The sequence below is a fragment of the bacterium genome (genome assembly GCA_037131655.1).
Classification (GTDB): domain Bacteria; phylum Armatimonadota; class Fimbriimonadia; order Fimbriimonadales; family JBAXQP01; genus JBAXQP01.
On record JBAXQP010000328.1, the window covers coordinates 1 to 2797 of the forward strand.

The following is a 2797-nucleotide window of genomic DNA, read 5'->3' on the forward strand; positions in this document are numbered from 1 at the left end:
AAGCAGTTTCCAGCGGTTGATCTGGCCGCCGCCTATGCGCTCGATCATGTTTCTAATAAAGAAACTTTCGACATTTATACTTGCCGAAGAAATATCCTAATCGATGGCCTTCAGCGCATCGGTTTCGATATTCAAAAGCCTAAGGCAACTTTCTATGTATGGCTGAAAAACCCGAAGGGCCTAAGTTCGATGGATTTCTCCAAGATACTTTTGGAGCAAGCAAGTGTATTGGCTATCCCTGGTGTTGGCTACGGCTCCCAGGGCGAAGGCTATGTTAGAATGAGCCTAACCGTCTCCGGCGACAAAAACGGCGAACGCCTAGAGGAAGCGGTAAATAGGATCGAAGCACTGAAGTTAATGTAGTTAAGACATATAAAAGGGGGGCGGGCCATAGGCACGCCCCCCTTTCTATTTCCGTGTTATTGCGGGGCGCTTGGGTTCCAGATTGCGCTTCTTATTTCTTCCTAATCTCATCTACCCCAAGGTATGGTATCAAAGCAGAGGGGACTTGGACGGAGCCATCGGGTTGTTGGTAGTTTTCTAGGATTGAGGCGACCAAGCGGGGGAGAGCTACTCCGGAGCCGTTTAGGGTATGAACAAACTCAGGTTTTGAGGCAGGTTCGCGGCGGAAGCGGATACTTGCGCGGCGTGCTTGGAAATCTTTGAAGTTACTGCAGGAAGAAACCTCGAGCCAGCGGTCGACGCCGGGGCTCCAAATTTCCAAATCATAACATTTGGCCGCGCTGAACGATAAGTCACCAGTGCAAAGCTCGACGACTCGGTAGGGGATATCCAACATCTGTAAGACTGTTTCTGCGTTTTGGCAGAGATTCTCATGCTCCTGAGCGGATGTTTCAGGGAGGACAAATTTGACCAATTCGACCTTATTGAATTCGTGCAGTCGAAGAAGGCCGCGCGTATCCTTGCCAGCGGCTCCGGCTTCTCTTCTGAAACATGCTGAATAAGCTGCATGATAGATAGGTAGCTGTGAACCAGCTAAAATCTCATCTCTATATAAATTAGTTACCGGAACCTCGGCGGTTGAGATGAGGTAGAGATCATCCCATTTGGTGGCGTACATCTCTTCTTCGAACTTTGGAAGCTGTCCTGTCCCGACATAACTGGCACGGTTGACCATGAAGGGGGGGAAGATTTCTACATAGCCGTGCTTTTCGGTATGCAGGTCAAGCATGAAGCTAATTAAGGACCTCTCCAGCTTTGCGCCTATGCCTTTATAGACGATGAAACCGCTGCCTGAGACTTTGACCCCGCGTGGGAAATCAATAAGTTCCAACTCCTCGGCAAGCTCCCAGTGGGGTTTAATGGTGAAGTCGAATGATTTTCTATCTCCCCACTCACGAACCACGACATTATCTTCTTCATTCTTGCCCATAGGAACGCTTTCGTCAGGCAAGTTTGGCATATTGAGCAAGAGATCGTCGATTTGCTTGTCAAATACGACCACTTCAGCGTCTAGGTCCTGAATGCGTCCTTTTATCTGGCTCATTTGAGCTATCTGTTCAGAGGCATCGCCTTTTTGCTTCTTGATCGCGCCGATTTCATCGGATACACGATTGCGTTCGGCCTTTAAGCGCTCGACTTCTGCAGTCTTGGCGCGCCATTGTTCGTCTAAGCACAAAAGTTCATCGACTACGCTGGGGTCATTATTCTTGCTAGCTAGTCCGGCCTTAACCTTTTCAGGTTCATTTCTAATTATATTTCTATCTAACATCGTCCCTGATTATCTCCCGTTGCAGTTCTTTCTTTGCTAATAGTACCCCACTTGCGTTGAGCAGGCGGTCTAGCCTTTGATTACGCCCATCGGCTTCATTCGGGCTACCTTGTGAGAGATGCCGGCCTTATGACAGACATCCACCACATCCGCGACGTCTTTGTAAGCAAAGGAAGCCTCTTCGGCTAGTCCTTTCTTATTCTGAGCGCGGACTATGATGCCCTTTTCGGCTAATAGACCGGCGATATCTTTGCCTTCGCCTTTCTTTATCGCCGAATGGCGGCTTAATAAACGTCCTGCTCCGTGGCAAGTTGAACCGAAAGTTTCTTCCATCGCCTTTGCAGTGCCGGACAATAAGTAGGAATAGCGCCCCATATCGCCGGGAATTAACACTGGCTGGCCTGCATTTCTATAGATTGCCGGAACATCCTTATGGCCTGGACCATAGGCTCGCGTTGCGCCTTTGCGGTGGACACAAAGTGTCTTTAATTCCCCTTCAACAAGGTGCTCCTCGATTGTGGCGATATTGTGGGCGATATCGTAAACTTGATGCATCTCCATCTTTTCTGCCTTTGTTTTGAAAACTTTTGCAAAAGCACTGCGGATTAGGTGAGCGATCGCTTGCCGATTAGCCCATGCGAAATTGGCGGCGCAAGCCATCGCCTGAAGATAGGCTTGACCTTCCGGTGATTTAATAGGCGCGCAGGCAAGTTGTCGGTCGGGGATCTGAATATTATATTTCTGAAGCACCGCTTGCATCTGGTCGAGGTAATCCGTGCAGGTTTGATGCCCAAATCCACGCGAACCGGTGTGGATCATAATTGTGATCTGTCCGATTTCAGTAATGCCGAAGGCTTCGGCAATCACGGGATCGAATATTTCATCGACAGCTTGTATTTCCAAAAAGTGGTTCCCGCTACCAAGTGTTCCAAGTTGAGGTAGTCCGCGTTTGATCGCTTTGTCAGTAACAGCTTTGGGTTCGGCCATTTTGAAGCGACCGCCCTGCTCACTTCGCTCGATGTCCTCATCCCACCCGTAGCCATTTTCGATCATCCAATGAGCGCC

General features: G+C 49.2%; 3 protein-coding genes. 1 reads left to right on the forward strand and 2 read right to left on the reverse strand.

Translation table 11 applies throughout. From position 1 onward, the window contains the following. The coding region (locus tag WCO51_11925; protein ID MEI6513961.1) for an aminotransferase class I/II-fold pyridoxal phosphate-dependent enzyme at nt 1-363 on the forward strand (363 nt) is incomplete at its 5' end. A gap of 91 nt (nt 364-454) precedes the next feature. Here the strand turns inward: WCO51_11925 and serS are convergent. Both serS and WCO51_11935 read right to left on the reverse strand, forming a co-directional pair. Next, nucleotides 455-1732: a serine--tRNA ligase gene (gene serS, locus WCO51_11930; GenBank protein MEI6513962.1), complete on the reverse strand. Its 1278-nt coding sequence runs from the start codon at nt 1730-1732 to the stop codon at nt 455-457. 69 nt (nt 1733-1801) lie between these two features. Then, nucleotides 1802-2797: RtcB family protein (locus WCO51_11935; protein ID MEI6513963.1), on the reverse strand; the 996-nt coding region annotated here is incomplete at its 5' end.